The organism is Pristimantibacillus sp. PTI5 (assembly GCF_048572955.1).
GTDB lineage: Bacteria > Bacillota > Bacilli > Paenibacillales > Paenibacillaceae > Pristimantibacillus.
Map to the genome: position 1 here is coordinate 2,030,070 of NZ_CP183886.1, position 23,788 is coordinate 2,053,857.

Below are 23,788 nucleotides of genomic sequence, written 5' to 3' on the forward strand. Positions count from 1 at the left end.
GCCTCCCTGGCGATTACTCGTTAATCTGCAGACTAGAGAATGCATTGGCATCCCGATTTGCCGGAAATTCAACGCCGCCCAGTTTTTTGTTGGCAACGACCATTTTCTTCACATAGGAGATCGGAACGATTGCTGCCTGCTCTTGAAGTGTCGTCAAAATGGAACCGTACAGCTCTTCGCGCTTCTTCTCGTCCGTCGAGCCGAGCGCATCATGAATTTGCTGGTCGAGCTGTGCCTTCATCGGCAGTTTAGCCAGCGCTTCCGCAATGCCAAAGCCCTTCTCAGCGGTAATCTGGATAAAGGAGTGCGGATCATATGGCGAACCATAGTTGCTGAAGAAGTTTAGGTCAAAGTCATTTGCGCGGAACCGTTTAATTTGCTCGGTCAGATCTAGACCGGTAATGTTCAGCTTAATGCCGATTGCGGCCCATTCAGCCTGTAACGTCTCGGCCATCGGCTTTTGAATTTGCTCGGCTTTCTCATAGATCAGCTCAAGTTCAAGCGGTTTGCCATCCTTTTCACGAACCGTTTTGCCCTCGGGCAGCTTCCAGCCCGCTTCATCCAGATAGGACTTGGCTTTCTCTACGTCGTAAGGAATAGGTGTAACGGTAATATTCGTATAAGGCAGGTTAGTGGACAACAAATGATCGGCCTTCTCTTCGAATCCCGACGTAACGCCGTCGACCATCGCCTGTTTGTTAAAGCCCGCCTGCAGCGCAAGGCGCACGTTCAAGTCTGCTAATGCTGCATTAGCCGTATTCAGTATCAACTGTCTCGTAGCAACGGGTTCGGAAAGTTTGGTCTCATACTCGCCGGATTCCTCAAGCTGCTTGTAGGCATCCAGGCTAATGATCCCTTCACCATAAATCAGGTCGAGCTCGCCTTTCTCGAAAGCCAGTACGCGCGTGTCGCCGTCTGGAATGATCTTGATGACGATTTTGTCGACCTTCGGCTGCTCACCCCAATAATTCGGGTTACGGGTGAATGTCGCATATTCGTCCGTTTTATAATCGCTCAGCATCCATGGACCTGTACCGATCGAGGCTTTCACACCTTTCGATGTGTCACCGTCATCTGGGAATCCGGCCTCTCCAAGGAAGCGGACAGGACGTACGACAGACAGTTCCTGGATCGTCGGATAGTAGGATTCTTTCAAATTCATCTTAAATGTATATTCGTCCACAGCTTCGGTCTTCTCAAGAAGAGCGATAAAGCCGAGCCAGCTATGATTGTCAACATTTTTCATGATAGCATCGAAGTTCTTCTTGACGATCGTAGCGTTAAAAGCAGAACCATCGGAGAATTTTACGCCTTCCCGGATTTTAAATGTATATTCCTTACCGTCCTCGGAAATCGTCCAAGACTCAGCCAATGCAGGCTCCAGCTTGCCGCCTTCTTCGTAATTGACCAAAGGCTCAAAGACCATCGATTGCCCAATGAGCTGAGACGGATTGTACACATGCGGATTCATAGGCCCCATATCACGCGGCCAAGATAGGGTAACGACTTTCTCTGCTGGCGTTTCGTTTGCCTCAGCATTGTTTTGCTCCGGCGCATTGCCCCCGTTGGAACAGCCTGCAAGGGCGGTGGACAAGAGCAGCATAATTGCCGCTGCCAGTAGAACCATTGATTTTCTCTTTCCTGCAACCATTTCTAAGATGACCCCTCTCATTCTCTCTATTCCCCTAAATTGATAATCATTATCATTTCAGTAAGAATGATAACCCTTATCATGTAGGCGTGTCAATAACAATTTCCCCCACGATTCCGCAAATATAAGCAATTCGTGCTTTCTGTTTGCATAATTGACATCTCGTTCTCCAAATCAAGAGATCCCAAAACTTCGACCTCTTGTTCAACTCCCTCATCGTCCACCAACGTGAGAAACGATACATGAACGCTATCATTGTTTTAGGCTTTAGCCGTTACCTGACAAACATGAATCATCATAGACTAATTCTGTACCTAACTCATTAGGAATGGGAGCAAAAAATGAGAATTCCAGTTAACGGATTTGTAATGGGATCTTCCGAAGATGACGATAACCATCATTCGCATAAGCTATATATAACGTCATGGAATGGAACACCCGTCCATGTTCATGCCTTTTCCGGTCAAACCTCCATCGATGACGGACATTCCCATCAATATATGAGTTGGACCGCTCCTGCTCCTACCGGAGTGCCTCATGTGCATGGATATCAAACTGTTACTTCACTGAATCAAGGCCATACCCACCTTATTCAAGGAACGACCGGCCCGGCCATCGCTCTTCCCGGCGGAGGGCACTATCACTTATTTGAAGGATATACCACTATTAACGGCACTCATCCCCATTCACATGCTTATCAAGGAAGAACAGGAAATGAAGTTAGCAATAATATGTAAAAGCGTTGGCCTAAAAAAGAAAGGTGCTCACATGAGCACCTTTTTTCGTTCTTAATTATCTAGCTTGTATTGTTTTATCGATTCATTTAAATCAACAGAAAGATTGGAAAGTTGTATAATTACTGCGGATATTTCTTGCATAGAAGCGCTTTGTTGCTGAGCAGATGCAGCGACCTCTTCCGTTCCTGCAGCCTGTTCCTGCGTTATACCAGAGATTTGCTGCATAGATTCGGTTATTTTCTCAAAAGACTCATCCACTTTGCCTAATGCACTGAACATATGGTTCGTATGCTCGGTAAACTCCGAAACGCCGCTATAAATTCCTTTAAAGTTTTCGTATGTTCCCTGTATCCATGAATGCCCTTGCTCAACGGCTTTACTTCCATCGTTAATACTTTTCATGACTAACAAACTATTTTCTTGCGTACTGGATACAAGATCTGTCACAGACAATGCTGCCTGGGCAGATTGTGTCGCTAATTTCTTAACCTCACCGGCAACGACTGCAAATCCTCTCCCCACATCTCCTGCGCGAGCCGCTTCTATTGAAGCATTTAATGCGAGCAGATTCGTTTGATTGGATATTTCAGAGATAATGTTTATGATTTCACTTATCTCGTTAGATCGTTCCTCTAGTGCAGTAGCAGCTTCTTGAGATTGAAGCATGGCTTGTTTGATTACATACATCTGTTGAAGAGTTCGTTCAACAAGGTCCTGACCTTGTTCTGACTGGTTATGCACCTCCGCAGCGATGTTCTGAATATCCTTCATACCGCCTGATACATCTTTAATTTCAGAATCGATGTGGTTGATGTTCGTTTGACTATCAGTCACGCTCAGAACGATTTCATTAATTCCTTCTGTCATCCGATTGGTTGAATCAGCAACCTGTTGCGCACTATTCGTTGACTCATTTACAGTTTGCTCTAGGTGTTGACTTGTTACTGAAATAAGATTTGAAGAGGCAACAACCTGTTGAATAAGACTTTTAAGGCTATTAATCATTAATCCAAATGATATAGCTAATTTTCCGATTTCATCATTGCTCTGAACAGCAATAGCCGTTTTCATATCGCCGGCTGCAATCTTATCTGCTGCTAACATTAAATTGCGTAGCGGATTCGTAATTACCCTACCGATTACGATTGCGATTATACTTCCGACTACGAGCACTATAATTGAAATAATGATGGTAGTCAGATTTGAGCTTGTTGTCGTATTGGGCACAACGGAAGCATCTAAATCAATACCAAGGATTCCAAATGCTTTACCCGACTCATCGGACAGCGGAACGAAGATGGATTTATGTGTACCGTACTCATCATTATAAATAGGACTTATTACAGGACTATTCGATGTGATTGCTTCTTTCATTTCAGCTGTAAACGGGTAAGGCGTTCCAAAATCATCCGGCACACCGGATAGGATAAGAATCCGTTCGTTATTCTCGGAGTTAGAAAGGATGTAAATATTCTCAAGGCTATGAATCTCTTGCAGTTTCTCTAACTCTGTTTTGATCAATGCATAATTCGGGTCATCCGTACTTGCTAGCAGCTTTCCTGATCCCGGGATAGCGGATAAGGTATTGCTTGCAATTTGAATATCCGTACTCAGCCGATTATCGAATTGCTCCAGCAATTTCTCTGAAAGATTATGCTGGGTCATATAGCCGGATACGGCAAAAGCAACACAGGTAATAACTTGCAAGAGAAGAATGCTGAACGCAATTTTTACAGCTAGATGTTCTTTATACCAATTAAAACTAAATATAGATTTCTTCATGAGTGAGCTCCCTTGTATTTGTTCGATTATATTCCGAATAGGTTTCTTCGATTTTGCCTTTTAAATAATGAACAATAGAATCAACATCGGACACTTGCGTATATGGTGAAATTACGAACAGCTTGCTGGCATATAGCGCAATTCTCTTATTATCCCTTGTAGGAACGTAAAGATGCTTTTTGGTATCGCCAAAGAACATTTCTCTTCGGTCTCTTCCCAGTATCTCAAACAAAATTTCATTTAATTTGTTTTCTTTGTCTACTTCCTCATAGCTGCTGGCTCCGGCATATTCTTTTGCATAACCATTCTGCCCGTCCGTATAAAGGCGGAACAATGTGATGATGCCTGGATTTAGAGGATTAACGATGATTGCTTCCGGGATTTCCCTCTGCAGCGCTTTTCGGAAGGCGGCATTTACTTCAACAAATTGAGCTAACAGTTTTTGATATCCCTCGATTCCAAACGCCAGCAAAGCGCTGTATATGCTAATGGAGCTTCCCATTCTTGAGCATTCTAACGTATAGCTCGTATGATATTGCCCATATCCCCGGTGTCCGACATATGGAGTCTCGTCTGGATCTAAATCCAGAAGCTTTAAATCAGATGCATTTTTCACTAAAAATAAGCTTGTTGAATAAGGGGTTTGTCCCAACTTCTGAAAATCGAAGCAAAGAGAATCTGCTTTGTTCAAATGTTTCATTTTTGCTTGAATGGCTTTTAGAGCTGCAAGCGCTTCGTCCGCAATATTCAAAGGATTATTGGCAAAATCGTAGTTGTTGAAGAAAGCGAAGAATCCGCCCAGAGCCGAGTCGGCATGGATATGGGGCCGTTGGATACGGTGCTCCTGTGCTAAGCGTTCTGTCATTTGATATACTTCATCAAGATTGTCAATGCCCATTGCATCTGTCGTACCCGTAGTGGCAACAACGTATATCGGAATGCCGCCCTTTGCGATAACCTGTTCCATTTTCGCTTTCAAATCCCCGATATCCATGGAGCTATCTTCATGGGTACGGATTTTGATTAAGTGATCGCTTCCAATCCCTGTGGCTTCCATCGACTTATAAAGGCTGTAATGTGCCGCCTCCGAGCAGAACGCATATAAGTTTTGGGGCACTCCACTCTTTGCGGCAGATGAGCTTGCTTTATTAATCGCCAGCCTCAATCCGGTGAATATTGCGCCCTGGCCGCCCCAAGTTGTATAACCTCCGCTTACAGCCGTGTGATAGCCGATAAGATCCGACATCATCGCAACGACCTTAACTTCGGCTTCGGCGCCAGCCGGTCCATATACATCCCATAAATTATTGCCATTCACCATGAATGCCGTAAGCATGCCGAGTATTCCCGGGGTGCTGGCCATAGGTAAAATATTGGTTAAAAAGTATTTGGTGTGATAGGGATGAGCGTGAAGCAAGGATAGAAGCTCTTTATTAACCTCATCCAGCGGGCTTCCGAGATGTGGAATTCTGCTAGCATCCGCCAGCTCCTTATAAAAAAGCGGTCCTCGCTCTTTATTCCCTTTCAAAAAAACCGATTCTGGGTCCTTTAGCTCATCGACACCGCTAACGATCTGCCCAATTAATTCTAAAAACTTGTTACGCTGCTCTACATTTCCATCATCACTTGGAAATAAGCTGCGAATATTAGTTTGATGATTCATACTCATACTACCTCTCTCCACCGTTGATATTTTTCTCTCTAAATAAAAAAGGCACACCTATAAACGACCATAGGTATACCCTTTGCTTATAACATTGCAACTGGCTGACATTTCTTTTTAAGAAGTAGTCCCTATAGCTTTGCGCCACCATCTTTCGATGGATTTGCCAATATTAAATTCAGAGAAATTTACAGGTTAATTAGAAAACATTTACATCTAATAGGAACATTCTACTATCTCACTTTTCCAGAATCAACGTTTTTTTAGTTAAATATGTCTAAAGAACTAATGAATTATGTCGACGGTTATTTTTTTTTGTAACAATTACCCTATTAATATAAATGACACCGTTTTCTTTTATAAATTCCCTTTACTACTCTTATCTTCTCTTTTTGCCGGAAATAAAAAAAAGCATCGTGCCGATAAAAAAGGGAAACTCCCTAATTATTCGGACGATGCTTTCGCCGGTCATGTTATTTGATTAGTTTGATGATAGCAGAGTAGAAGGACTAAACATGTAGTTTCTTAGAAGAATGGATATTAAACTTAATATCAAGAATAGCAATCCCCCAAAGACGATGTATGGCGTGCCCATTCCTGAAATAAGTAAACCGCCTACTGCTGTACCCATTGTTATCCCTAAGTTACCGCATGATAGATACAATCCATTAACGAAATCTGGAGCTTCTGGCGCCGCAGAGGTAATCCAATATTGACCGACATTATTACCTATAGCAAATAAAATTCCCCATAACATAATTGTTACCAACATAGGTCCAGTGGACATGCCTGTAAGGAATGACAATAGGAGAACGATACCTAATGCGATTGGGAAAAGTATTGCCGTCTTCATAGCATGTTTGGTAAGTAACCTTCCTCCTACCAAATTTCCAAGCAGGCTTGCTAAACCTAATAAAAACAATGCCAAAGTTAAGGTTTTCCCCGATATATTCGTTACGGTCCCAAGATATTCTGTGATGAAAGTATTAATACTCGAAGTTGCAGAACCAATAAATACGACAGTAGCAATAGCTAACCAAAGAACCGGCTTTTTTAATACGCTTATTTGGGTGCCATAAGAAAGCCTTTCTTTAACAGGCATGGATGGCACAAATATCATTGTAGCTATGAATGCCATAGCGTTAACGATAGCAAAGAATAACATGGCCTTTTCTATGGAAGCTCCGCTAGCAATATAATTAGTGATGGGTACGCCAAGTATCATACCTGCGGTTACGCCTAAAATCACTTTAGAAACAGCCTTAGGAGCTTCTTCCGCTCTAACAGAGGTAGCAGCAACTGTCAAAGCCAATGAACAATAAATAGGATGGAAAAAGGCTGGGATCACACGAGCAATTAGCAGAACGGTAAAGCTTGGTGCAAATATTGAAACAATGTTACCTACAACGAAAATACCAAGAACGAGCAGCATTACCGTCTTACGGTTTATTCTTGAAAACAATAACGGCATAATAGGACCAGATATTGCAACGGCCAGTGCAAAGAGGCTCACTAGCAGACCTGCTTTGGATACACTGATATCAAATTGCTCAGCAATTGAAGGTAGTATCCCAATTACGCCCATCTCAGTCGTTAGAATACCGAAAACGCCTACAGCTAAAATAAATATAAGCAAATTATTTTGTTTAGTCATAAGTTAAGTTGTATCTCCTCTGTCTTCTGCGCTTTTCAGATTTTTTTCATTCGGTGCCACAGACTGTTCATAACTATCAATTTTCCCGTTCAAAAGTTGCAGGGATTTCTGTAGTTTATCAATTTTTGGAACCAACTGGTCTCGTTGTTGAACTAATAGTTCCTTTCTTGTTTGAATAGTCGAATCGCCTTGATGAACCATTTCTACGTACTCAAGTAACAACTCTATGGACATACCTGCGTTACGCATATAGATAATGACTTGAATCCATTTACAGTCCTGTTCTGAGTACTCCCTTATCCCACTTTTATTACGATTTATACGAGGAATAAGACCTATTCGCTCATAATAACGCAAGGTATCAGGTGAGATTCCAAATTTCTCGCATATTTCTGAAATCATCATAAAAATCGCCTCCTTAACTTATCGAAGCTTAACAGTTGAAGTGAACTCCAAGTCAAGGGCTTTTTTTTGATGCCGTTTAACAACGTAAAAAAAAAGCCCTTAACAAGGCAACTCTCCATTATTTTGTAATTATGCCCGGTTCGGCAATCATTTAGCGCGTTATCCTGCTTTACTTCTAACCATGGAAGCTAGAGAAGGCCAATTGTCCGACGTTCAACCGTCAGACAATTGGCCCTCATCAAAAACCGCTTTTTAGGGTTTAAGCATAACATCCAGATAGTCAATCTCCGCGTAATTAGCGCCTTTGATAAACCGGATTTTATTATGTCCGGCCGTTAAGGTTTTCTCGATTGCAGTCGTTCCCCAGTTTCCCCAGCCGGAATACGAAATGTCAACCGCTTGACTCGCTCCTCCATTGACAGTCATGTTGTATGTTGCGACCGGTTTGCCGATCGTTCCGTTAGCCGTTCTTGCCAACAGGATATAGGAACCCGCCGAAGCGACGGTAACATCGAATTCGATATAACTGTTCGCATTATCGATGTATCCAACCTTTTTGCGGCCTGAGGCCGTCTCGTCCTGAACTCTCTTTGCCCCGTTCGCAAGCTTCGCCTCCTCGGCTTCATATCTCTTCCTCTCGGGCTCCCCGGACGGTGTCCGGATCGGAAAGTTCGGTGAGACCGGAACGCTGAGGTTAGGCGTGTTATCGGCATTCCACGTAAAAAGCTGCGCCCTTACATTCCGTGTCCAACCTGCGCCTGAAAATCTAGCAGTATGATAGATTAACCAATCCTCGGTGCCGTCAGGCGATTTGGTGAAGCTATTGTGCCCCGGTCCGTAGATGCCGCTTCCACTGCTGAAAATCGATGCGTTCTTCTTCGTCCAGGAAGCTGCCGACAATAAATTGGACGTGGTGCTTGCCGTCAGCAGTCCCAAGTTGTAATTATCGCTCCAACTGCCATTCGCCGAGTATACCAGATTAACCTTATTGCCTTTGACGATAGGCTGCGGAGCTTCATTTATATCAGGTACATCAGGTCCACCCTCACTCATCTCCCAGCCATAAGTAGGCGATGCGATTAACGTCTTTGCGCTTGACAGCGTATACGGATTGCTCATCGATGCCACATAGAGGTTCTGGCGAACCTGATATGGAGAATCCCATCCGGACCAGAACCAATACAACTGACCTGCAAGATTCAACACGGTGCCGTCGATTGCCCACAAATCGGTCGCGTCGGTTATTTTCCCTTTGTCGGTAAAAGTTCCTTGGAACGGATCGGCGTTTGTATTTTCCAATACAAACATGCGATGGTTATAACCATCCGTATCACCGCAGGTCGTGGCCGAATAATAGGCATACCAGGCATTGTTTAGAAAATGAATTTCCGGTGCCCAGATAGCTTGACAGTTAGCCGCATTGGGGTTATTGGTCGGCGGGGTCCAGATGACCTTCTTCTCGCCGGATTCAATACCGGACATGGTCTTGGATCTCCAGATCGTCACATTGTTTCCCGTCGTCCGGGTGTAATAATAGTAACCATCGGTATGTTTGTACATCCATGCGTCGGCGCCATCCTGAGAGATGACATTATGGAAATCGGATCGGGCAAGCAACGGCGAACGCACCTCTACCTCGGATAGTTCCACAAGGCCGCTCTGACCGCCACCTGGAAATTTTAACCGCAAATACCTTCCCGAAGCGTTCAAAGTGTACGTGTACTTCGATGAATCGTAGTTCAGACCCTCGACAGGTACATTGTTCGCGCTCAGTGCGTTAGTCCAGGTATTCTTGTCATTACTAACCTCAAAGGTGATGTTGGCCGGCACGGTATATGCGGTGCCATAAGGATATTCCCGGAAGTATAAAGCCACATCCTGTATGGACGTTATTTTTCCCAAATCAACCTCCCACCATGAGTTTACCGCTCCTGCGGCGGTTGATGCCCATGCATTCTCCGCCGTTCTGCGGGAGTGCGTACCGTCGTTTGCCTTAGCGGCCGGATACATCGTCGAATACGCCGATGAAGCCGTCGCTTTTCTCTTAAAGGCGGCATTTAGCGTCTGCCGCTGATGCTGAGGAAGACTGCGGTTATAGATCCCGACCTCCGACAATTGCACTAGCGTGTCCTGGCCGCCGTCTTCAAACAGCAATCGGACATATCTTCCTTTGCCGTTTACGGAATAGGAATACGTAGCGGACCCATAGGGCTGACCAGTCGCAGGAACGTTAGCCGATCTTGCGATCAGTGTCGTCCAATTCGTATTATCGTCGCTTGTTTGAATAGTAATCGTCTTAGGCACCATATAGGCCGTATCTGCGATAAATTCCCTGAATTTTACCTCGATGGTTTTAAACTTTTCCTGCTGTCCCAAATCGACCTTCCACCAACTGTTCTGGTTCGTACCCGAGGTGCTTGACCACGCATTGTTCGGATTGGCGGTTCCATGACTATTCACACCGTCGTTTGCCTTGCCTGCAGCGTAGGTACTGTCAATTACAGAAGATGCGGAAGCCGTCTTTCCGATCGCTAGATTAACGGATGCCGCTACCGCCTTTTCTTGAGCGATTTCAACCTCCGAAAGCTCGATCAGCGAGTTTTGCCCACCTGTAGGAAACTTCAGCTGCACGTATCTAGCCTCCCCCTGGAAAGGATAGAAGTACACTTCGGAAGCATAGGTTGAACCTTCTAGCGGAACGTTCGTCGATTGACTCACGACCGTTGTCCAGTTGACGTTGTCGTTGCTTATTTGCACGGTTACCGAGTTCGGAACCATGTATGCTTTTTCTTCAAACTCACGATACTTGACTCGCACGCCTTCCATTTTCTGCTTTTTGCCTAGGTCCAGCTTCCACCAGGAATTAAGCGCAGCACCGCTAGCGGTAGCCCAAGCATTCTCCACGGTGTCATTGCTGTTAATACCGTCCACGGCTTTAATGGCGGCATAGTCAGCGCTGTACTCCGATGACGAAGTAGCGGTTTTCTTAAATCCCGGATTGGATACGATGGTGTCCCAATATTTTTTGGCACGCGCAAACTCTGTCGCATCGTTCTTGTAGGCATCGGGATTCCACATCCAGTTCGCCATCGATATGGCATAGATTTTGTGCGGAGTTGTCGGCCGGAAAATATTTTCCAAGACGCCTTCGGAAGTATTCCGCGGCATATCGTTCCATACGTAACCGCCCGGCAATGTTAAAGATTGAGCTGGCGGAACTAGTGTTTTCGTTTTAAACGGAACTCTTGAATCTGTAAAGTAATAGTTGTCTATCTCCCATTTCGGTACGTCCTTATCGTTAAAATTCAATCTTGTATCCGCCAGTTCGTAGTCATTGTGCCAATAGAAAGGCAGTTTATAAGGATTGTTCGTAGAATTTCTCCAAGTGGATACGTGGGCAGGCGTTAACTCCGTCGAGAAGACATCATACCCTGTCCAAGTCGCCCCGATCTCCGGGATCAGTCCGTCCGTAAAAGTATTCAGGTACGTGCTGATATCCGACTCTCCCAAATGGTACAACTCCGGTGTCGCCAGCAAATAGAACCCTTCCTGACCTGACAAACTTTTTTGTACTTTATTGACCAAATCCCGATGTTTCGCCGGATCCGGATAGGCCTGATCGTCAAAGGCCAGCATAATTTTGGAAGCGCCTTCATCCAGTGATAATTTAAACAAATCGATCAGCTTGCTATACTCCGCATCAGTCGGCAACCCTCCCGAATAACCGGGATTGACCCCCTGCATAAACTGGATGATCCCTTTGTCCCTTTCATAATTGCTAAATTCCTTTACCGCATTCACGTAATCCGAAGAAGGATTTCTCCATCCATTCTCTAACAGATGAGAGTAACATAAGTTGAACACGTTAATCTTCAGCAAAGGAAGCATATGCATCCAGTCTCTAGCGTCGGAATACGTAAATTCGCCTTCATTATTTGCATGATATTTTGTGTAGATGTCCTTGATGATCCGCATATCCATATCCGGATAGTCGCGAACCGATACGACCCGCAGCCGGGTTAAGGCGCCGCTCGAATCTACCATTTGGGCAAGGCTCGTCGAACCGTAATAGGCTCCGATAGCCTCGTAACCGGTTACTAACACGATATGCCGATTGCCAACCAACGCCCGCTCGATTGCATACCCTTCCTTATGATCGGGAACGTCAATGGAGTGGCTTCCGTTAACAGTATTGGTATTCGCCGTTCCGATGGCAATCACCACCGAATAGCCGGAATTGGTTTGATCGTCGTAGAGTATCGGAATTTGCTGCCCGTTCTTGAGGGCAATGACTCTTTGCAGCAAATTCGCGCCTTCCTCCTCCGCCGGGGAAGCTTCTCTGCCGATTACGATAGCCGCTTTATAGGAAGTACCGTCATGCAGCGTCAAAAACTCGTCCGTATAGCTAACCTGCTGGGGAGTTGGTACGATTTTGTCTATATCCGCAATCGTCGCACTGGCGCGTTCAAACGGACCAATGAGAAATCCGGTTGTCGCAAGAGCTAGAACAATCACCGTTTTTACCAGATACACTAGATAACGTTTCATTGGATAACCTCCTCTATTATTCTTTAAGCGATCCCAGCATTGCGCCTTTGACAAAATATCTTTGCAGGAACGGATAGACGACCAGAATCGGCACCGTGGCAAAGATAATAATACCTGCGCTCATCATTTCCGGCGTAACAGGCATATTTAATTCGAACTGTACCTCTCCCATGAAGTTGTTCAGTCCTTTCTTGGCGACCAGGTTCTGCAGCAGCACCTGCAAAGGATAGAGCGTCTTGTCCCTAATGAAAACAAGTGCGGAAAAGTAAGTGTTCCATTGATAAACGGCATGGAAGAGACCGATGGTGGCAATAACAGCCGTCGATAAGGGCAGCACGACACGGAAATAGATGCCCGCTTCGCTGCAGCCGTCCATCTTCGCCGCATCGAACAGCTCCCCGGAAACATTCCGGAAAAAGGTTCGCATAATGATCACATAAAAGGCGCTTGTTGCTCCCGGTATCATCAATGACCAGAGCGTATCAAGCATATGGAGGGATTTGACAAGCAGAAAACCCGGTATAAGCGGTGCGGGTAAAATAAAAGTAAGCACGATGAGCCGCATGATCCACGTTCGACCTGGCATGGTCGTTCGAGAGAGCGCGAAAGCAATCATGGACGTAAGCGCCAATGTAATCAACGTGCCGACAATGGTAATGTAGACACTGACGCCCATCGCCCTCCACATTTCATCCATCGAAATTATCTTTTTGTAAACGGCAAACTGCAGTCCCTTCGGCCAGAAATAAACTAACTTAGCCTGCGCATAAAGCGGAGAACTTAGGGAAACCGACAGGATGTGAATTAACGGAGCCAACATGATTAGGCTTAAAGCTGTCAAAATGGTGACCAAAAAGGCTTGGAAAGCTATAGGTTTACGCACGACTCCACCTCCGATGTTAGTAAAGGCTCTCTCCGGTTGTTTTACGACTGATCGCATTCAGCCCGAATACAAGTACAATGCCCACCACGGCTTTAAATAAGGCAATTGCCGTCGTATAGCTGTATTGGCCGCCTACCAAACCGAAAGTATAGACATACGTATCGAACACCTCTCCCACATCCCTAACCAGCGGATTCAGGAAAATCAGCACCTGCTCTACATTCGCGTCCAGAATATGCCCAATCGACAGAAGCAGCACGACAACCATAGTCGGCATCAATAAGGGCAGTGTAATGCTCCACATTTGCCTCCATCTGCCTGCGCCGTCAACCATGGCAGCTTCATAAAAATTCGGATTAATTCCAGATAGTGCTGCCAGGTAGAGAATCGTGCCCCATCCAACTTCTTTCCAGATCCCAGTAGATATCAGTACGGCAATGAAGGTGTTTCCTTGCGTTACATAGTCAACCTTTGCTATACCCATTTGACTAGCTATCGTATTAATAATGCCTTCGTAAGAGAGTAGATTGATGAAGATGGAGCCGACGATAACCCACGACAAGAAGTGAGGCATGTAGACAACGGTTTGCACGACTCTCTTGAACGCCATCGATTTCAGTTCATTCAGCAGCAATGCCAAAATGATCGGTGCAGGGAAGCCGAACAACAGCGAATACAAGCCGAGCTTCACCGAGTTGCGAAACACTTCATAAAAATCTTCGAACCCGAACATCCGCTCAAATTGAGCAAAACCCACCCACGGGCTGTGTAAAATTCCTTTAAAGATGTTATAGTCCTGAAAGGCAATGACATTGCCAAGTAGTGGAACGTATTTGAATAATAAAAAATAGAGCAATCCGGGCAAAGCGAACAAGATGAGAACCCACTTGTCGCGTAAAACCAACCGCCTATTCATAACATCACCTGCCGATCTTGTGGATGGCCAACCTGCTTTTCCAGCTTTACTGATCATTCGCGAGCCGCGCTGCATGCATTAGGCATGCAGCGCAATTCACAATTAAGGTTATTTATGGAACGCATTATACCACTGCGTTGCTTCTTCGATTGCCTTATCTCCGCCGCGTTTATTCCAGTCCGCAACAAATTTGTCGAAGGCTTCAATCGGTTGATTTCCCGTCATGATCTTGGAGAACATCTCGACGAACATCGTTCCCCATGTCGATATTTCCGGGTTGTTCTGGAAGGTGACAAGCGGCGGCATATACAGACTATCGTGCGGCATTGCAATATCCGCCGAGAGCTTATAGCCTGCAATGATCTTTTCCGATTCCGGCAGCGTTTTTAATACCAGATCGTTGTTGAACCCGATTTCACGGGGATTGATGGACAATTGAAACATTTGGAACGCATTTTTGTCCGCGTTCACAGGAGCCGAAACATCGTATTTGAGTTCTCCGCCTTCGTCGGTGTAGTTGGAGCCCTCAATCCCATAAGCGAAGAACTTATCTGCTTCCGGGGCACTCCATGCCCAATCGAGATACTTGATGATTTCTTCGGGATTTTTTACCGTTTCTGGAATCACCCACACAAAATAAATGCCGTCGGACACGGGTCCCAAACCTCTTTCGCCTCGAGGTCCCGCCGGTGGAGCAACCATCGAGATCTTGACCTTGTCAGGCTCGTTGACGAACTTTTTCGGCGCATTGGTTGCACTGAAGTCTGGTGTGTATTGATAGACAGCGGCAGCAAAGCTTCCCGACTTGCCGTTATAGATATCGGCGCGGAAATCGGCCTCCTTCTTCGTGAACAAATCACGATTGACATACCCTTTCTCATATAGCATCCTATAAAATGCGATGGCTTCCTTCATCTTCGGGCTGATCATATCAGGAATCAGCTTGCCATCCTGCATGTGCCAAGTTCCGGGATCAACGCCGAACGATCCGAAGAACATTGAGCTCCAACCTACTCCTTCAAACATCGTATAGCCGTATTCGTCGTTCGGATCACCATTTCCGTTCACATCCTGAACCTTAACCTGCTCGAAATAGTTAAGCCACTCGTCAATCGTTTCCGGTTGCTTCAGACTCAGCTTATCGAGCCAATCCTGGCGGATAAAACCGATTCTGTCGTTTGCCGTTCCGACAAGAACCGGAATGCCGTAAATTTTCCCGTCCTTCTGAACTCGTGGACTGTTCCATGCGGTTTCGGGAATGCGATTTTTGAGGTTTGGACCGTACTGATCAATCAAGGGACCTAATTCTTTGAAGATACCCTGTTCAACCGCATTCTTGTGAATGGTGGAATCGATGCTGGGCGTCCGGACCAAATCCGCCAAATCCTCGGAAACAAAACGAAGAGAGAGCTGTTGATCGTAGTCGGAATGTCCCAGAAAATCAAAACTGAGATTATAACCCGATAATTTGTTTAACTCTTTGATATAGGGATCGTCTGCTTTGACAGTTTTGGCATACTCCGCTTCTGCGTGGGAAAGCAGTACCTTAATGGATTTATTGCCCGAATCCGGACTTTTGGTTGCGCTTTCATTATTGCTTTCAGTGCTTAATTTCCCTTCACTATTCGGACTGTTCTCGTTTCCTTTGTTCTCCTTGCTAGAACACGCGGTAAAAATGAGTGCGAGTGCGATGACGATAACCCAAGTTTTCTTCATTCAGTGATACCCCTCTCGTCTAGTGTAGTTCATGATTTATGTTTGCAAGGCGGTCATCTGCCTGAGGTCGCGATCCTGCAAGGCATTTGGCCAATCCCCGGAAATTAGACTGTATACTGCGAAGCCGCCACTCATTTCTAAATCTACTGCTCTATAAATAGGATTGGGTTACTTTGTTGATACCATTCACTATATCTTCCATGTCCCTCTCGGATCCAAGAAGAACGTTCTGGTGTAACCAGAGCAATTCATGTTCGGACGCTCTTTCTGCCACCGGACAGCTGTTAGTCCTAACCTCTCCAAGCAGCTTGTGGATTCGATCGATAATGGCGGAATTTTTGTTAAGAGGGACATAACCTGCCGTAACCGGTATCCCCTCCGCATTCAACTTGCGGATAAAATCTTCTTTAACAATTCTGTCTGTAACGTCTCTATCCAGCTTGAACATATAAAGGTGGTTCGCATGTTTCGTAATTCTGCTATCATATTTCACGGGATGGATTCCTTCAATTTGATGCAAGAGTCCATCCAGATGATTTGCGCTACGCTGGCGAATTTCCATCTGTTCTTCCACTCGGCTCAACTGGGCTAGCGCTAGCGCAGCCTGCACCTCACTGAACCTGAAGTTCCAGCCAATACGCTCGTGCTGATACCATTTACCGTTGCGAACACGACCGCAGTTATGAATCGACCAGACATGATCGGCCAATTCCTCATCGTTACTCACAATGACTCCGCCCTCGCCGCTATTGATATTTTTACTGGATTGGAGACTGAAGGTACCCAGATCACCCAGGGCTCCTACCCCCTGGTCTTCCCATTTAGCGGCTACCGCCTGCGCGGCATCTTCTATTAACCTTAGTTTATAAGTCTTCGCAATTTGCCTCAATCGGGTCATGTTGGCCGGAGCGCCGGCAATATGAACTGCGATAATCGCCTTGGTAGCTGGAGTGATCGCTGCTTCAACCTGATCCGGATCGATCAGCATCGACTCATCTACATCCGCAAATACCGGAATAGCGCCGATCAACAATGCAGCCGTAGCTGTAGCAATGAACGTATAGGGAGGCATGATGACCTCATCGCCGGCATCTACGCCTGCAGCCAGTAAAGCAATGCTTATGGCAACTGTGCCATTGTTGACTGTTACGGCGTATTTCGCATCCTGCAGAAGGGCAAACTTCTCCTCGAATAATTTGATTTTATCCGGATCCACACCTCCCCAGTTCCCTGATCTGACAGCCTCCAACATTAGCTTCTCTTCCAGTTCTCCGAAAATCGGCCACTTGGGAAACGGGTGCGTTCGTATCGGACTTCCACCGTCTACTGCTAATCTTAACTTCTGCATACTGTTTCTCCTCCTAAATTTGTTCGTCGATAATAGCCATAAGCTGTCTTTTTACTTCCGCCTCAACAGCTTGGTCGAAGGGACAAGGAAGGCCGAAATAAGTGACAGATTCAATCGGCTCATATCCGCCTTCCTGCAGCTGATTAGCGGTTGTAATATATCCGATCATTCCATTGCTATAAGCCAGAGGGACTAGGCCCGGGGAGCAGCTTTTCAAGAACAAGCCATATTCCACGACCATTTCGCCATTCATAGCTATAAATGTTAACCCTTCCGCTATAGCTAGCTTTGTTATTTCAAATCGGGCTTGCTTCCTGAGCCTGTCGGGTTGCTCCAAGAAGCTTTGAGCCCACTTGCGGACGTCGGCTGAAGCCGATTCATCCACGACTCGCTGCAGCTTAGCCTTAGTAGGTATTTCTGCAAAGGGAAGTACTGCAATCGAACGCCTACTAGTCAATACATTGGGTTCAAGCCATTCAAGCTCTCCAGATAGGATCGCGTCTACATCGTCGGCAAACCTTTGTCCTACGATGGAAATGACATCCTGATTGCTTTCGGCAACTTCCGGCCTTAAGGGATTAATATCGCCGCTGCAGCCTTGAAGATAAGCGCATACCGTCAAGGAGTCGTAACGGTTCTCCAGCCGTTCCATCGCGTAACCGCAAAATTCAGAGGATACCGAATTGCGGTCCGTTAGCGTTGGATGACAGGCATAGTGGGTTAGCACCCCCTTCTTCTTCCCTGCGAAAGTAGTAAAGACGTATACCCTTAGCTCAGGATCGGTCACTCCTTCGGGGTTCGGAGACAAAACAATTTGGTCCCCATCCTTCTTCCTGCGATTCACGCCGATTCCGGATGTGCCTTTTCCCATCTGTATGCTCACAGGCTCGGCATCGCCTACTGCCTGTTCCACACTCTGGATTACCGCTTGTTCCAAAAAAGCGAGGTAATTCGGATCAGGCTCTCCTAGCCCAATTGTTCGCATTGAAATGGCCGGACCGGAGTGCGTATGAGTGGCATGCAGAATAATGGCGTCCACCGCGATTCCCCACTGCCGCTCAATTCGCATGCGCAGTTGATCAGCCAGCTCTTCCGACCAGAACAGAATATCGGCAGACATGAGCAGCGACTGTAACTTTGAACCGTCCGTAGAGTGCTGTAGGAAATAAAACGTTCGCAAGAACAAGAAGCTATCGATGGTCTCGAAGTTTCGATTGTTCCGGCTGGCAAAACCAGCGAGCGGCAAAGCGAATGGCGGAGTGATATCGACTTTGGCTGTACCGACACTCAATTGAAGCTCCACAGAATCACTCCTTCCGATTTCTATGTTATAATATATTTCATTAAGAATTCGGTCATTTTTTTCATTTACCTGGTCAATATAAAGAAAACATTGAAGAAATCGGGGGTAAATCGACATGGTTATGTTTCCGGAATATGAAGATGTTCTGTCTTTATCTGGAGCCGTGAGCCGCAAGTTTTCGTGCGTAGTTACAACGCATACGCTCCATAAGCATTATGCTTTGCATCACCATGATGTGCTCGAACTATCCCTCGTTGTTAGCGGAACCGGGACCGAATTCATTAATGGGAGTCCGCATAAACTTCAACCAGGAACAGTCACTTTTTTACGCCCCCATGATATGCACGAAATATTTTGCGATGATACGGGTGTAGAAGTGATTTGTTGCATGTTCGATATAAGCCTGCTGTTCGGATCAACAATGGAGGCGGATTTCGGCACGATCATTTTAGGCACGAATGACGGATCCACATCCTACGTAGATCTCGATCCTCACCCTTACGCCGAGATGAGAGCCTGCCTTGAAAAAATGCGGTTAGAATACCGAGAAGACAAGCTGGCTAAAAATTCGTATATTCGCAGCAAGCTAATCGAAGCCCTGATTATCTATTTCCGCGCTCATCAGAGAAGAAATAACCTCACACCGCCGAGTTCCAATTATCGCAATAAAAAGTTGATATGGAATGTCATTCAATATGTGAATATCCACTATATTAACGACTTATCCCTTGAAATACTCTCCAGCCAATTCGATACCAGCGTTTCCGCCATTAGTCTAGCGTTCAAGGAAGTAATGGGAACAACTTTCCTTCAATATTTGCACAGCCTTCGGATCAGGAGAGCTACCGGTCTGCTGCTGAACACAAGCATGTCTATTCTTGATGTCTCCTTGGAAACCGGCTTTCAATCCTTTCGCACCTTCTCCAGGGTTTTCATGAAAATCGAAGGAATATCACCCCGTGAATACCGTCTAAAGTACTCAAGAGAACCAGCAACCACCTCCCCTCAGTCCGATGCTTCAATGGATTAGGATTCAAAGCACCCTACTATCCGATTCGCAATTCTGACGGCGGAACAAGCTTCTTCCGCCGTTATAGGAAGCGGACCTTTCATCTCGATTGCCTGAATAAAGCTTAATAACTGGAAATAATAGGGATCCCCAAACTCTGACGCCTCAGGTATAATAACACCTCGATCCGATGAGCTCTCATGAACCGCCTTATTATCACTCCCAATATCCTCTTTGACGCCGCCTATACTAAGAACCCCCTGTTCTCCCGTCATATCAAACCCGGCATGAAAGTCAGACGCACCCCAAACAGCCTCTAAGCTAACCTTAGTTCCGTCAGCGTAATAGAGCCATGCCAACGCTTGCTCCATTCCCTCGCGAGCTATAATTTCAGCTCTAATATGTGTAATTTGATCTCCAAGAAGCCAAAGCACGTAATCGATATCATGAATCATAAGGTCAAACACAACGCCGCCGCTTTTTCGCTTATCCAGAAACCAGCTGTTCTCCGCCGGCATTAGACTTGCTCTTATTGTACGCACGGACTTGACCGCCCCAACTTCCCCTGAACGCAACCGCAGGCGGGCATCCTTATATTCCGGAAAAAATCTAACGACATGGGCGACACACAATTTAACACCCTTTGCTCGGCTTGTCTCTATTAATTCCCAACAATCCTCCTCGGTCAGTGTCAGCGGTTTCTCGCAAATAACATGCTTTCCAGCCTCCAGAGCCATCCGCACATATTCCTTATGCAAGTAAGTCGGCAAAGTCACGCAGATGATATCGATATCCGGACGCGCGATCATTTCGTTGTAAGATTCATAGATTCTTGCCTGCGCCATTTCTGCTAATGCGGCTGCTTTCTCCCGCTCAGGATGGCAGACTGCCGTTATCCGAACTCCCTTCATCCTCATCAAACGATCAACGTATACTCTTCCCATCGCGCCGCACCCGATTAATCCGATGTTCATGCCTACCATCCTCCTCTTATTTCTACTTCAGTTTAATGAAATCCACAAAAAAGGATGGTCAAAATTATTACGCAAACAGACAATTCTGATATTTCAAAGAGGCCTTATAAAAAAATATAAAAAGAGAGCCCCTTGGCTCCCCTGTTTATGTTTTATGAACGAACTACAGCATAACCCTTGCGAATATTTATGCCCGTTAGCTTAATAAAAAGAGCAGGCCACCATAGCGCTATTACATACGGAGCATTTCGGGTACTACTTAATTGGCTGTTTAGGCCCATTCCACAGGGTTCAATAAGTCCGATAGAATAGAATTAAGTTGAGGAACAAAGGAGAAGATTACGTTTTGAATAAGAGAAGCACACGCAGAAGCAACCGTTCCAAAGGCCGCCTGTCATCTTTAAAGCAAACAAAACTCATCATCTATCTGGCGATATTCATCATTTTTGTTGGTATTTGCGGAGCATTGTACGGTAAAAATACGAATAAAGTTGATTCTACGCTTCCTCTTGCTGATTCGGATTCCCTTAATAATGGGAATAGCGGAAACGAGCCCTTGGCAGATGACCCCATCCCCGCCGGAACCCTTGACAGCGGAGAGGAACAAGAGCCTATAGAGGAATACAAAGATGTGACGGAAGAGCCTTCTCCTACTGCATCCGACGCAACGGTCAAAGAAGGTGATAAGCCAACGGAGACTCCTAAGCCTGCACAGACAGAACAACCAATGCAAGAAAATAAGGATGATGGCAATAAATCAACGGAAGCCCCTTCTAAAACGGTGAAGCTTCCAACCACCTATGTTGTTCAAAAAGGCGATACGCTAAGATCGATATCCGAGAAGTTCTATCAATCTAAGGAGCATTATGCGCTGGTTGCAGCGTATAACCATATCGTGTTTATTAATGATATGAAAGCCGGTGATACGCTTAAGATCCCCGTATTATCATCAACAGACAGCTCGATAGATGGCAGTCAGCAGGGAACCAAAGACTATTCGAAAATTAATTTGCCTGCTACCTATCTGATCCAATCAGGCGATACGCTGTCAGTAATTTCCAGAATGTTTTATAAATCAGCGAAATATGTGGATTATATTGCGAAAGAAAACAAGCTTGATAAAAATGTAGGCTTGAAAGCAGGCACCAACCTCCTTATTCCGTCCCTGAAAAATTATAAGATTGATGAAGAAAATGGCACTCCCGTTCATATCGTAAAGAATGGCGAGACGCTCTACAGCATCTCCAAAATCTATTACGGCTCCGACAAATATGTGAAGTCCATTGCGGATTACAATCATATTGTAAATCTTGATGATGTAAAAGCCGGCACGGTGCTGAAAATTCCAAAAGCTTAGAAACGAAGTCTGAAAGAAAAGGCTCCGCCATAGCGAGGCCACTGAAGAACTTACGTCTTTCCTTAGGAAGCCTTGGATAAGACAAAAAAGACATTCATTCCCGTGTTTTGGGGAGTAGGATGTCTTTTTTGTGTTTGAATTTGGGCTATTCACCTTGCTTATCAATCCATCAGTTTCAATATTCGCTTAAGATTTACAGCGAATATGGTCATAGCTCCTTGCATCTCAATGCCAATCAGACCCGAGGATGTGGCTACATCATACCCGTGTCCATGTTTGAGTTCGCTGTTCTTTGCTTCAATTTTGTAGCGCTCCTTGGATTTTTCCTTGAAATATTCCGTCTCTTGGAATACCATTTGCTCCGAGTGTACATCGGATTTAATACTGACGGAATAGCTCTTGCTTTTGGCGCCTTCTTTGTAGCAGCCCTCCTTGAGTGGACAACGTTTACATTGTTCCACATCAAAGTAATAGGTGTCTACTTGGTTTGTACCGGCGTCTTTCTTGCCTTGCCGAGCCTTACGGATGGCCATGTGACCAGCTGGGCATACGTACATGCCAGCATCTTTGTTGAACAAAAATTCGTCCTCTTTCTTGCGACCGCCTTGCGTAATCTGCGGATTTAGTTTCGATACAAGTTCAATCTCGTTGTTCTTCGTGTATGAAATGTTATCCTTCTCGGAGTAAGCGGTATCGCCAATAACCGTCTTAACCCGCATGCCTATTGCTTTGCTTTTTTCGATAAGCGTCTGCAATTGCTTACCGTCATTCTTCTCGCCTGTTGTAATGACAGCCGCTGTAATCATGCGTTCCTCGGACATCGCCAGATGTGTTTTGTATCCAAAGAAAGCAGAGTCTGCACTCTTATGTCCCACACGCGCATCCGGATCCGCTGCCAGGCGAAGTTGCTCGACGTCATCTGCTATGGTCTCTTTCAACAGATTAAGAGGCTCTAGAATTTTCGGTACTTGTGCGATCCCGGATTCGTTTTTGATGAAGGCTACGAGCTTCTGGCAATATTCGATTTCGTCTTCGAGTACATTGGTTGCGTTCTTTGTTGGCATTTTGGCTTTGGCCGATTCATCCATCGTGTAAATAGCCTTTCGCAACTTCCGTGCACGGTCTTGCAGAATTTCCTGGGGCGATTTCTGGTTATAACGCGCTTTCGTATGCGTAGCGTCAACGATGATGGAGTTGCTCAATAGGATATTCTGCTCGATGGCAAGGGCTACCGTCTTACCAATGAGCATATCCAATAGGTTCATGTCATTCAACCGCAGTTTACGGAATTTGGTCAGGGAGCTTGGGTCGATTACCGGGTCCTCCGGTGCCATGCCGAGGAAGTATTTGAACGACAGGCCGTACTTAGAGCGCTCGACAATGTCCACGTCGGATAGTTCAAAGATGGCTTTCAGCAGCAAATATTTAAACATGCGAACGGGGTCAATGGCATTACGTTCATTGTCTAAACAATATTTTGCTTCCAGTTCTTCATATATGAAAGAGAAGTCTACTAACTCATTGATTTGACGGAGCATATTGTCCTTCGGCACAACAATGTCATACAGTGCCGCATAAGGACTCAGAACCAAGGTTTGTTGTTGCCGAATCATCCGCTCTCATCCGCTTTTCATGATGCCTTAATTATACGCCAAAAAAGGTACAGCCTCTTCAACTTTCTTGAAGGACTGTACCTTTTTCTAGAGGATGGACTTTTTCAGTGGCCTCTCTCTCGACGAGGATCTCTTATAGAGTTGATTTGTTCCAGGGCGCTTTCTGCCCCTTCACTTTTCAGTCTTTCTGCACACCTGCATCCGCTTCAAGCCATTGAATAACATCCTG

At 45.5% G+C, this 23,788-nt stretch carries 16 protein-coding genes and 1 riboswitch; of the genes, 3 read left to right on the forward strand and 13 right to left on the reverse strand.

The genetic code is table 11. The features are described 5' to 3' along the window. Positions 1 to 13: 13 nt before the first annotated feature. Positions 14 to 1,651 (reverse strand): nickel ABC transporter substrate-binding protein, encoded by a 1,638-nt coding sequence (nikA, locus tag ACN6MW_RS09005; protein ID WP_419876308.1) that lies wholly within the window; start codon positions 1,649 to 1,651, stop codon positions 14 to 16. Between the two features lie 341 nt (positions 1,652 to 1,992). On the opposite strand from nikA, the gene ACN6MW_RS09010 reads away from it, so the two are divergent. Next, positions 1,993 to 2,388 carry a YmaF family protein gene (locus ACN6MW_RS09010; protein WP_419875170.1) on the forward strand — a complete coding sequence of 132 codons (396 nt, stop codon included), beginning with the start codon at positions 1,993 to 1,995 and terminating at the stop codon, positions 2,386 to 2,388. Between the two features lie 51 nt (positions 2,389 to 2,439). Here ACN6MW_RS09010 and ACN6MW_RS09015 read toward each other — a convergent pair whose 3' ends face one another. The 10 genes from ACN6MW_RS09015 to ACN6MW_RS09060 form a co-directional block, all read right to left on the reverse strand. Beyond that, positions 2,440 to 4,170, reverse strand: coding sequence for a methyl-accepting chemotaxis protein (locus tag ACN6MW_RS09015; RefSeq protein WP_419875171.1), 1,731 nt, complete (start codon positions 4,168 to 4,170; stop codon positions 2,440 to 2,442). Further along, a complete protein-coding gene (locus ACN6MW_RS09020) occupies positions 4,151 to 5,839 on the reverse strand; it encodes a pyridoxal phosphate-dependent decarboxylase family protein (protein WP_419875172.1) in 1,689 nt (562 codons plus the stop codon). The genes ACN6MW_RS09015 and ACN6MW_RS09020 overlap by 20 nt, the downstream gene beginning before the upstream one ends. Before the next feature lie 86 nt (positions 5,840 to 5,925). Beyond that, positions 5,926 to 6,011, reverse strand: a riboswitch (cyclic di-GMP riboswitch). A 303-nt stretch (positions 6,012 to 6,314) separates the two neighbouring features. Further along, positions 6,315 to 7,487 carry an MFS transporter gene (locus tag ACN6MW_RS09025; RefSeq protein WP_419875173.1) on the reverse strand — a complete coding sequence of 391 codons (1,173 nt, stop codon included), beginning with the start codon at positions 7,485 to 7,487 and terminating at the stop codon, positions 6,315 to 6,317. Between the two features lie 3 nt (positions 7,488 to 7,490). Further along, on the reverse strand, positions 7,491 to 7,892 hold the full coding sequence (locus tag ACN6MW_RS09030; protein ID WP_419875174.1) for a MerR family transcriptional regulator: 402 nt from the start codon (positions 7,890 to 7,892) through the stop codon (positions 7,491 to 7,493). A gap of 252 nt (positions 7,893 to 8,144) precedes the next feature. Next, positions 8,145 to 12,440: a family 43 glycosylhydrolase gene (locus tag ACN6MW_RS09035; protein WP_419875175.1), complete on the reverse strand. Its 4,296-nt coding sequence runs from the start codon at positions 12,438 to 12,440 to the stop codon at positions 8,145 to 8,147. Between the two features lie 16 nt (positions 12,441 to 12,456). Next, the gene (locus ACN6MW_RS09040) at positions 12,457 to 13,323 is read right to left on the reverse strand and encodes a carbohydrate ABC transporter permease (protein ID WP_419875176.1); all 867 of its coding nucleotides are present in this window, start codon (positions 13,321 to 13,323) and stop codon (positions 12,457 to 12,459) included. Between the two features lie 16 nt (positions 13,324 to 13,339). Next, positions 13,340 to 14,239: an ABC transporter permease gene (locus ACN6MW_RS09045; RefSeq protein ID WP_419875177.1), complete on the reverse strand. Its 900-nt coding sequence runs from the start codon at positions 14,237 to 14,239 to the stop codon at positions 13,340 to 13,342. 108 nt (positions 14,240 to 14,347) lie between these two features. Next, positions 14,348 to 15,955, reverse strand: coding sequence for a hypothetical protein (locus tag ACN6MW_RS09050; protein ID WP_419875178.1), 1,608 nt, complete (start codon positions 15,953 to 15,955; stop codon positions 14,348 to 14,350). Between the two features lie 151 nt (positions 15,956 to 16,106). After that, positions 16,107 to 17,303 carry a DegT/DnrJ/EryC1/StrS family aminotransferase gene (locus ACN6MW_RS09055; protein WP_419875179.1) on the reverse strand — a complete coding sequence of 399 codons (1,197 nt, stop codon included), beginning with the start codon at positions 17,301 to 17,303 and terminating at the stop codon, positions 16,107 to 16,109. A 13-nt stretch (positions 17,304 to 17,316) separates the two neighbouring features. Next, positions 17,317 to 18,606, reverse strand: a complete 1,290-nt coding sequence (locus tag ACN6MW_RS09060; RefSeq protein ID WP_419875180.1) for a neutral/alkaline non-lysosomal ceramidase N-terminal domain-containing protein — start codon at positions 18,604 to 18,606, stop codon at positions 17,317 to 17,319. A 121-nt stretch (positions 18,607 to 18,727) separates the two neighbouring features. Here ACN6MW_RS09060 and ACN6MW_RS09065 point away from each other — a divergent pair, with 121 nt between their 5' ends. Beyond that, a complete protein-coding gene (locus tag ACN6MW_RS09065) occupies positions 18,728 to 19,636 on the forward strand; it encodes an AraC family transcriptional regulator (RefSeq protein ID WP_419875181.1) in 909 nt (302 codons plus the stop codon). On the opposite strand, the gene ACN6MW_RS09070 is transcribed toward ACN6MW_RS09065, so the two are convergent. Then, positions 19,633 to 20,589: a Gfo/Idh/MocA family protein gene (locus tag ACN6MW_RS09070; protein ID WP_419875182.1), complete on the reverse strand. Its 957-nt coding sequence runs from the start codon at positions 20,587 to 20,589 to the stop codon at positions 19,633 to 19,635. The genes ACN6MW_RS09065 and ACN6MW_RS09070 overlap by 4 nt on opposite strands. 346 nt (positions 20,590 to 20,935) lie before the next feature. On the opposite strand from ACN6MW_RS09070, the gene ACN6MW_RS09075 reads away from it, so the two are divergent. Next, a complete protein-coding gene (locus tag ACN6MW_RS09075) occupies positions 20,936 to 21,946 on the forward strand; it encodes a LysM peptidoglycan-binding domain-containing protein (protein WP_419875183.1) in 1,011 nt (336 codons plus the stop codon). Positions 21,947 to 22,107: 161 nt separating this feature from the next. Here the strand turns inward: ACN6MW_RS09075 and ACN6MW_RS09080 are convergent, their stop codons facing one another. Continuing rightward, a complete protein-coding gene (locus ACN6MW_RS09080; RefSeq protein ID WP_419875184.1) occupies positions 22,108 to 23,559 on the reverse strand; it encodes an IS1182 family transposase in 1,452 nt (483 codons plus the stop codon). Between the last annotated feature and the right edge of the window lie 229 nt (positions 23,560 to 23,788).

What these genes read in the sequence shown, in the direction of transcription:
- nikA (WP_419876308.1), bottom strand. Translation starts at nt 1,651, where the DNA reads ATGGTTGCAGGAAAGAGAAAATCAATGGTTCTACTGGCAGCGGCAATT.
- ACN6MW_RS09010 (WP_419875170.1), top strand. Translation starts at nt 1,993, where the DNA reads ATGAGAATTCCAGTTAACGGATTTGTAATGGGATCTTCCGAAGATGAC.
- ACN6MW_RS09015 (WP_419875171.1), bottom strand. Translation starts at nt 4,170, where the DNA reads ATGAAGAAATCTATATTTAGTTTTAATTGGTATAAAGAACATCTAGCT.
- ACN6MW_RS09020 (WP_419875172.1), bottom strand. Translation starts at nt 5,839, where the DNA reads ATGAGTATGAATCATCAAACTAATATTCGCAGCTTATTTCCAAGTGAT.
- ACN6MW_RS09025 (WP_419875173.1), bottom strand. Translation starts at nt 7,487, where the DNA reads ATGACTAAACAAAATAATTTGCTTATATTTATTTTAGCTGTAGGCGTT.
- ACN6MW_RS09030 (WP_419875174.1), bottom strand. Translation starts at nt 7,892, where the DNA reads ATGATGATTTCAGAAATATGCGAGAAATTTGGAATCTCACCTGATACC.
- ACN6MW_RS09035 (WP_419875175.1), bottom strand. Translation starts at nt 12,440, where the DNA reads ATGAAACGTTATCTAGTGTATCTGGTAAAAACGGTGATTGTTCTAGCT.
- ACN6MW_RS09045 (WP_419875177.1), bottom strand. Translation starts at nt 14,239, where the DNA reads ATGAATAGGCGGTTGGTTTTACGCGACAAGTGGGTTCTCATCTTGTTC.
- ACN6MW_RS09050 (WP_419875178.1), bottom strand. Translation starts at nt 15,955, where the DNA reads ATGAAGAAAACTTGGGTTATCGTCATCGCACTCGCACTCATTTTTACC.
- ACN6MW_RS09055 (WP_419875179.1), bottom strand. Translation starts at nt 17,303, where the DNA reads ATGCAGAAGTTAAGATTAGCAGTAGACGGTGGAAGTCCGATACGAACG.
- ACN6MW_RS09065 (WP_419875181.1), top strand. Translation starts at nt 18,728, where the DNA reads ATGTTTCCGGAATATGAAGATGTTCTGTCTTTATCTGGAGCCGTGAGC.
- ACN6MW_RS09070 (WP_419875182.1), bottom strand. Translation starts at nt 20,589, where the DNA reads ATGAACATCGGATTAATCGGGTGCGGCGCGATGGGAAGAGTATACGTT.
- ACN6MW_RS09080 (WP_419875184.1), bottom strand. Translation starts at nt 23,559, where the DNA reads ATGATTCGGCAACAACAAACCTTGGTTCTGAGTCCTTATGCGGCACTG.